Genomic DNA, 8162 nt, shown 5'->3' on the forward strand with positions numbered 1-8162 from the left:
CAAATTACTTTGTTTATTTACTAATGTAGCCTATAACCTGCACTGCGCTTTATTGTGTTGATATTTTTTATCTTTAGAAGATGCAAGTGTTGCAGTTGTCGCTATTTTTCGCAGTATGGTTTACAATTCCTGTAAAGGCTGAATTTGCTACTACATCAATTGTTTGTTGGAGGCATCATATGACTGATATCACATTGATGACTTCGTGTGCTTCTCCTTCTTCAGTTTTACCTTCACTTACTTTGTTATCTCATAAAGTGCGTTTACTTTCTTTGGATACGTCAAGTTTGGCAAAACTGCCCGCACAAACCATTCTTTTGCTTGATGCGCGTGAGGATTTAGCTCTCGCTAAATCAATGTGTTCTTCTCTGCGTGTTGCAAATATTACGGTTCCTGTCATATTAGTTATAACTGAGGGTGGTTTTACTGTAGTAAATCCTTCGTGGAACATTTCTGATGTTGTGCTTACTAATGCTTCTCCGGCAGAAGTAGAGGGTCGTTTGCGTTTGGCTTCTTTACAACACGGATCTTCTGATGATTTATTTGTGCATTCGCAAGGCTCTGAAATTGATGATTCTTTCAATTCAGACAATGGAACTATGCGTTCTGGAGATCTTGTTGTAGATATGCGTAGCTACACAGTGAGTTTGCATGGTCATCCTGTTGATTTAGCTTATAAAGAATTTGAATTGCTGAAATACTTTGTGCAGCATCCGCGCAGGGTGTTTACTCGTGCTCATTTGTTGCAAGAAGTATGGGGTTACGACTACTACGGTGGCACTCGTACTGTAGACGTTCATATTCGTAGGCTTCGTGCAAAACTTGGTGTTGAATATGAACATCTAATTGGCACAGTGCGTAATGTTGGCTATCGCTTTGATCCTTCGGAGTCTGATGAGAATAGCGAAATTTCCGAAAGCAGTGTTGAAGATGATTCTGAAAATGATGCAGATAAGCAGTCTGCGCAATAATGATTTATCGAAGCTCTAATATGCGAGAATCAAAACAAGCGAAATTAGCTCGTATTTATGCAGAGTACGATTTATTGTGCAAAGAAATACCGGAGCCGAAGTGTGCATTAAATTTCAAAAATCCATTTGAGCTACTAATCGCTACTGTATTAAGCGCGCAAACTACGGATAAGCGCGTGAATATCGTGACGCCTGAACTCTTTTCTATTTTTCCCAACGCGAGTTCCTTAGCTGCTGCTCCTGTATCTCAAGTTGAGTCAATTATTTACCCTCTCGGATTTTATAGAGTAAAAGCACAGAATATTATTTCATTATCTGCATGTTTGCTTAATAATTTTTCTGGTATAGTGCCATCAAATATGGAAGATTTAATATCGTTGCCGGGTGTTGGTCGTAAAACTGCCAATGTTGTTCTTGGCAACGCATTTGGATTACCGGGGTTTCCTGTAGATACTCACGTAATACGTGTTACAGGTCGTCTTGGTTGGCGTAAGGTTCAGAATCGTCCAAATCCTGTTGCTATTGAGCGCGAAATAACTGCTTATTTTGCTCCTAAAGAGTGGACTAATCTTTCTCATAGACTTATTTTGCATGGCAGAAAAATTTGCACTGCTCGGAATCCAAAATGTGTTTCATGCCCTTTAAATACAACATGTCCGTCGGCAATTATTTAAAGCGTGTTGTTTCCAATTCAGATATTGATATAGACTGTAGGTTATGTCAAGAACAGGCAAATATGCGTATCGCACTTCCAGGTCAGCTCATGCTCGCACTAATGCAGACTGGATGCCATGGGTTGTGTTTGTAGTTGTGTCTGTAATAATGAGCGGCATTTTGTGGTGTGGATGGCAAATATACCAGGGTCATTCGCCTTTTGCTGCAATAATGCATCCAGCTAGTAACTCAGTGCTAAAAGTTGGTTTACGTACTGCTCCTGAATCTCTTGATATTAGAAACGACGACAGTGACGCTTTACAGCAAGCTTTAATTGGTAATGTTTACGAAACTCTTGTTAAACGTGGCGATGATAATAGTTTGCAACCAGGTCTCGCGAAGTCATGGGATATTTCGAAAGACGGCTTAACATATCGTTTTAATTTGCGTCAAGGTGTGCGTTTTTCTAACGGTAGTGAGATGACTTCGACTTCCGTATTACAATCTTTGAAACAAGGCATCACAAATAATTATCCTGGTTATAGCGCACTTACAAATATTAAAACTGTTAATAATCCGGATGATTACACTTTAGTGATTACACTTAATAATCCAGATGCGTTACTTCTACGTCGTCTTGCTGGACGTGTTGGCATTGTCTATGACACAAAATCGATGATCGACTATGCAAGTGCTGCTCTTGGCACAGGTCCTTTCACTGTAAGTGACTACAATAAAGGCAATTCTTTAGTATTACTTCGCAACGATAAATACTGGGGAACCCCTGCTTCTTGTGCAAGTATTACTTTGCAATATTTCAATAGCGATACTGCTCTAGCTGAGGCAATGGAAAAGGGCAATATTCAAATGGCAGTTCCGCTTGAAGGTAACGAAAATAAGCGTCTTGCTGCTGTTGCTAATACGCAAATGGTAGAGGGTCAGAGCACAAGAGTGCGATTTATTGCAATAAATACAACAGTTTCATCGATTTTCTGCGATGAGCAGGCTCGTAAAGCTGCGAGATACGCTTTGAATGCGCAAACTGTACTTGCAGCTGATGGCAATGGTGGTGTTCCAGTAGGAGGACCTATTGATCCTCTTTCAACTGGTTATGAAGATTTAAATGGATTGTATCCTTATAATCCAGGCAAAGCTGCTCCCTTGTTCCATTACTTTAGCGCAAGCTATTTAGGAACTATCAATTTTCTTGTTCCACAGGGCGAAGGTGGAGTTGGGCGCGAGCTTTCAAAACAGATTAGTTCCGTGAGTGGTTTTAAGGTCAATCTTGAAGAAGTTGATCAACAAACTATGCGTAAGCGTATTAGTGAAGGTAAGTATGATCTTGCGCTTACTACGAGCAATCGTACTTTAGATGAAGGCATGTTTGCAGAAAGCGGTTCTCCGTTCGTTTTGCAAGACGCGCGTGCTCAACAAGCTTGGGCAGATGCGGTTCATTCTAAGAATGCAAACGAATATGAGGCAAATGCTCGTGCATATGCGCGCGAAGTAAGCAATAATGCTGCAGCTCACTGGTTATATGCTCGAAAGAGCATTATGGCTGTAAAGTCTAATGTAAGCGGCTATACGAAAAATATGACGGATCAGCTTCTGCCATTGCAGAGCGTAGTGGTGAAATAGAAAAGCGTAAGATTTGCGTTGTCGCGCTGAGTTTCTAATATTCAGTTCATGAGTGAACAGGATAATAACACAGTAAAGCACGCACATTTAACGCCTCTTCCTAACAAAGTTGGCGTTGATGGTCTTGAAGACAAGTGGCGTAGCAATTGGGACGAAGCTAAAACTTACGCATTCCATAATTCTCGCGACCGTAAGGCCGTATATTCTATCGATACTCCACCTCCAACCGTTAGTGGCCACTTGCACGTAGGTCACGTATTCTCTTACACGCATACGGATGTCATTGCGCGATATAAGCGCATGCAAGGCTTTGACGTGTTCTACCCAATGGGTTGGGACGATAACGGCTTGCCAACAGAGCGCCGCGTACAAAATTATTACGGTGTGCGAGTGGATACTTCGTTGAAGTATGACCCTGATTTTAAGCCGCCTTTTGAAGGCACTGAAGGCAAGAAGATTGAGGCTAAAGATCAGGTTCCTGTAAGCCGACAGAACTTTATTGAGCTTTGCGAGCGCTTGACTTCTCAAGATGAGAAGCTTTTTGAAGCATTGTGGCGCAGGCTCGGGCTTTCTGTAGACTGGTCGCAAACTTACCACACGATTGGTGAGCAGCCTCGTCGAGTTGCGCAAAAAGCATTCCTTCGCAATCTTGCTCGCGGAGAAGCTTATCAAAAAGATGCTCCTGGATTGTGGGATGTGACTTTCCAGACTGCAGTTGCACAAGCAGAGCTTGAATCACGCGAATATCCTGGTTTCTACCATAAGATTGCGTTCCGTTTTGAAGATGGTACGCCAATTTATATTGAAACTACGCGTCCAGAATTGCTTGCTGCATGCACTTCTTTAATTGCAAATCCAGAAGATGAGCGTTACAAGAAGTACTTTGGTCAGGAAGTTTATTCGCCACTGTTTAAGGTGAAGGTTCCAATTTTGGCGCATTCTGCTGCTCAAATGGACAAGGGTGCTGGTATTGCAATGTGCTGTACTTTTGGTGACGTAACAGACGTTGAGTGGTGGCGCGATTTGAATTTGCCAACTCGACCAATTATTCAGCGTAACGGTCGCATCGTTATGACGACTCCTGATTGGATTACAGATGAATCCGGCCGTGAAATGTTCGAGAAAATTGCCGGCAAAACCACGTTCTCTGCTCGTAAGGAAATTGTTGAAGCTTTGCAAGCAGCTGGAGACATGGAAGGCGATCCAAAGCCAACAAAGCGTATGACGAACTTCTACGAAAAGGGCGATAAGCCTTTGGAAATCGTCACTTCTCGCCAGTGGTATTTAAAGAACGGTGGCACGGACGAAAAGTTGAATGCTGAACTTATTGAGCGAGGCAAGGAACTTAACTTCCACCCAGACTTTATGCGCGTGCGCTATGAGAATTGGGTTCACGGCTTGAATGGTGACTGGCTTATCTCTCGCCAGCGCTTCTTCGGTGTGCCATTCCCACTTTGGTATCCAGTAAACGAAAATGGGGAAGTGGATTACGAGCATCCTTTGACTCCTAGCGAAGATCGTTTGCCAATCGATCCAACTATTGACGTTCCAGAAGGATTCGATGAATCGCAGCGAGACCAGCCAAATGGATTTACTGCTGAGCAAGACATTATGGACACTTGGGCTACATCTTCCTTAACTCCACAAATCGTGACTCGTTGGGAAGAGCCAGGTGAGGAAAATCAAGCTTTGTTTAAGGCTACTTTCCCAATGGATTTGCGTCCACAAGGCCAGGATATTATTCGTACTTGGCTGTTTAGTACTGTTGATCGCGCACATCTTGAAAACGGCTGCTTGCCTTGGAAGCATGCTGCACTTTCTGGCTGGATTCTTGATCCTGACCATAAGAAGATGTCTAAATCTAAAGGCAACGTTGTTGTGCCAAATAAGCCAATCGAAGAGTTTGGTGCAGATGCTGTACGCTACTGGGCAACTTCTGCAAAACTTGGCTTGGACGCAACTTACGACGAAGGCCAAATGAAGATTGGCCGACGCTTAGCTATTAAGCTTTTGAATGCTACTAAGTTTGCGCTCGCAATTGGTCGTGAAGATGATGAGCATCAGGTTCTTGAGCCTGCTAGTGCGGATTGGGATTTTGCAGACGTTACGGAAGTTTTGGATCGCTCTGTTATGGCAAAGCTCGCATCCGTTATTCGTACCGCAACTGATGCGCTTGAATCTTACGAGCATTCCAAGGCTTTGGAAGCAATCGAAACATTCTTCTGGGAGTTCTGCGACGACTATATTGAGCTTGCAAAGAATCGCGCTTACGGTACTGCAGAATCAACTGGACGAACTCCAAGCGAAGCTGCTGTAAAGTCTGCTCGCACAACTCTTGGCCTTGCACTCGATGCTTTGGCTCGCTTGCTTGCTCCTTACTTGCCTTATGCTACTGAAGAAGTGTGGAGCTGGATGCATGACGGCGAAGGCTCTGTGCATCGCGCTAGCTGGCCATGCGCTAAGGCGTATGAGGCTGCTGCAAACGGTGTTTCTGCAGATACTTTGGCTTACGCGGGTGAAGCTTTGGCTACTTTGCGCAAGATTAAGTCTGAAGCAAAAGTTTCTATGAAGACTCCTATTTTGCAAGTGACTTTGAACGTAGCAGAAAATGCTTACAAGGCTGTCGAGGAGACTTTGGATGACGTTGCTGAAGCTGGACGCGTTACTGGAGAAGTAAATCTTAACGCTGTTAAGGCAGCAGTTGCTGGAGATTCTTCTGATTCTGAATCTGATTCCGCGGAATCTGATGCAGCTAACGTAAACGTTTCTGTTGCTCAAAGCGAACTCGGCGAAGCTCCTGCAAAAAAGAAGTAGCTGTAAGTAGTTGCAAGTAATCGAAAATAATTAATCGCAAAACAAAAGCGCTGGAAGTCAATCTTCGACTCCAGCGCTTTTTGTGTATTGTAATCGCGAAGCATCGCGCGGTAACGCTAGACTGTAAACCATGAATCCAGAAAGCTTAAGTGAATTAATTGAAAAAATTGCTAAAGATTTAGTAGCAAGCGGTAAAGCTGGCAGTCTAACAGAAGATTTGATTCCTGCTGCCGAAAAACTTGCAGTTATGCGACCAAAGGATCGCGCACACGGTGATTGGGCTACGAATGTTGCTATGCAGCTTGCTAAAAAAGCTGGTATGAAGCCTAGTGATTTAGCCGAGCTTTTTGCTGAGAGTTTGCAAGAAGCGGAAGGTATTGCGTCTGTAGAAGTGGCAGGTCCTGGCTTTATTAATATAACGCTTGATTCTGCGTCTGCAGCTGCAGTCGTAGACGAAGTATTAAAGCAGGGCGCGGATTTTGGCAAAAATACGCATTTGAGTGGCAAAACTTTGAATCTTGAGTTTGTTTCTGCAAACCCAACTGGTCCAATCCACATTGGTGGAACTCGCTGGGCTGCAGTTGGTGATTCTATGGCTCGAGTCTTGGAAGCGAACGGTGCAGAAGTTGTGCGTGAATACTACTTCAACGATCATGGCGAGCAAATTAACCGTTTTGCAAAGTCTTTAGTTGCTGCAGCTCATGGTGAAGAAACGCCTGCAGATGGTTACAAAGGCGCGTATATTAACGAAATCGCAGACGCTGTTATAAAAGAAGCGCAAGCAGACGGCGTTGATGTTCTTTCTTTGCCTAGAATTGATCTTGGAAAAGATGAGGAAGGTTTGCCTCTTGGCGAAGGCGATTCCGAGCAGCGCGAAGAGTTCCGCAAGCGCGCAGTGCCAATGATGTTTGCCGAAATCCGTAAGTCCATGCGCGATTTTCGTGTTGATTTCGACGTGTGGTTCCACGAAAACAGCCTGTACGAGGATGGCGAAGTTGAGCGTGCTATTGCAGATTTGCGTTCTCGCGGAGACATTTTTGAAAAAGATGGCGCAACTTGGTTTGAATCCACTAAGCATGGCGACGACAAAGATCGCGTAATTATTAAGTCTGACGGCAATTACGCTTACTTTGCTGCAGATATTGCGTACTATCGCAACAAGCGCCATCGCGAACAGAATCCTGCGGACGTAGCGATTTACATGCTTGGTGCGGATCATCACGGCTATATTGGCAGAATGATGGCAATGTGCGCGGCTTTTGGAGACAAGCCAGGCGAAAACATGCAGATTCTTATTGGTCAGCTTGTAAACGTTATGAAAGATGGCAAGCCTGTACGCATGAGCAAGCGCGCAGGAAACGTTATTACGATTGACGATTTAGTTGATGCAATTGGTGTTGATGCTTCGCGCTACTCGCTTGCTCGCACAGATTACAATACAAGTGTTGATATTGATTTGGATTTGCTTGCTTCTCACAGCAACGATAATCCTGTGTATTACGTGCAATACGCGCACGCACGCAGCTGCAATGTGGCTCGCAATGCTGCGGACGCTGGAATTACGCAAGATGGTGCTGATTTAAGCTTGCTTAATACCGAGGCTGACGGCGAAGTGTTGGCTGCTTTGGCTCAATGGCCTGCTGCTTTGGCTCAAGCTGGCGATTTGCGCGCTCCACACAGAGTTGCGCATTATCTTGAGGATTTGGCTGCAAGCTATCACAAGTGGTACAACCTTGAGCGCGTTGTGCCAATGGAGTTAACCGACCCTGAAAATCGTTTGCCAGAAGCCGATCGTGAATCTCAGCGCATTGCAAAGTGCCCAGAGCCAGCTCGTGCTGCAGCTCGCTTAAAGCTTAACGCTGCTGTGCGCACAGTTATTGCAACTGGTCTTGATTTGCTTGGAGTTTCTGCTCCGGAAAAGATGTGATTTTGCTTATTTTATATAAGATTTAGAGCAAAGCTATAGAGCATTTTTGATTACATAGGACGTTGGTAGTTTGCCAGCGTCCTTTTTATTTTTTATTAGAGACACGCACGAATTATAAGTTTCTATCGATTAAGTACATGCAATTTATTAATATACCC

General features: G+C 44.1%; 5 protein-coding genes. All 5 read left to right on the forward strand.

Annotation, left to right across the window (positions count from 1 at the left end):
* Positions 1–179 precede the first annotated feature (179 nt).
* The 5 genes from A5294_RS05460 to argS all read left to right on the forward strand — a co-directional run bounded on the left by A5294_RS05460 (position 180) and on the right by argS (position 8004).
* Positions 180–971 (forward strand): response regulator transcription factor, encoded by a 792-nt coding sequence (locus A5294_RS05460; protein WP_032835323.1) that lies wholly within the window; start codon positions 180–182, stop codon positions 969–971.
* A 20-nt stretch (positions 972–991) separates the two neighbouring features.
* Positions 992–1645, forward strand: a complete 654-nt coding sequence (gene nth / locus A5294_RS05465) for an endonuclease III (protein ID WP_032835362.1) — start codon at positions 992–994, stop codon at positions 1643–1645.
* Positions 1646–1757: 112 nt separating this feature from the next.
* On the forward strand, positions 1758–3263 hold the full coding sequence (locus tag A5294_RS05470; protein WP_064340652.1) for an ABC transporter substrate-binding protein: 1506 nt from the start codon (positions 1758–1760) through the stop codon (positions 3261–3263).
* Positions 3264–3311: 48 nt separating this feature from the next.
* Positions 3312–6077 carry a valine--tRNA ligase gene (gene valS / locus A5294_RS05475; protein WP_064340650.1) on the forward strand — a complete coding sequence of 922 codons (2766 nt, stop codon included), beginning with the start codon at positions 3312–3314 and terminating at the stop codon, positions 6075–6077.
* A 130-nt stretch (positions 6078–6207) separates the two neighbouring features.
* Positions 6208–8004: an arginine--tRNA ligase gene (argS, locus tag A5294_RS05480; protein WP_064340651.1), complete on the forward strand. Its 1797-nt coding sequence runs from the start codon at positions 6208–6210 to the stop codon at positions 8002–8004.
* The last annotated feature ends 158 nt before the right edge of the window (positions 8005–8162 follow it).

The sequence above is a fragment of the Gardnerella sp. 30-4 genome, from assembly GCF_001641215.1.
Taxonomy (GTDB): domain Bacteria; phylum Actinomycetota; class Actinomycetes; order Actinomycetales; family Bifidobacteriaceae; genus Bifidobacterium; species Bifidobacterium leopoldii.

What these genes read in the sequence shown, in the direction of transcription:
- argS (WP_064340651.1), top strand. Translation starts at nt 6,208, where the DNA reads ATGAATCCAGAAAGCTTAAGTGAATTAATTGAAAAAATTGCTAAAGAT.
- nth (WP_032835362.1), top strand. Translation starts at nt 992, where the DNA reads ATGCGAGAATCAAAACAAGCGAAATTAGCTCGTATTTATGCAGAGTAC.
- A5294_RS05460 (WP_032835323.1), top strand. Translation starts at nt 180, where the DNA reads ATGACTGATATCACATTGATGACTTCGTGTGCTTCTCCTTCTTCAGTT.
- valS (WP_064340650.1), top strand. Translation starts at nt 3,312, where the DNA reads ATGAGTGAACAGGATAATAACACAGTAAAGCACGCACATTTAACGCCT.
- A5294_RS05470 (WP_064340652.1), top strand. Translation starts at nt 1,758, where the DNA reads ATGCCATGGGTTGTGTTTGTAGTTGTGTCTGTAATAATGAGCGGCATT.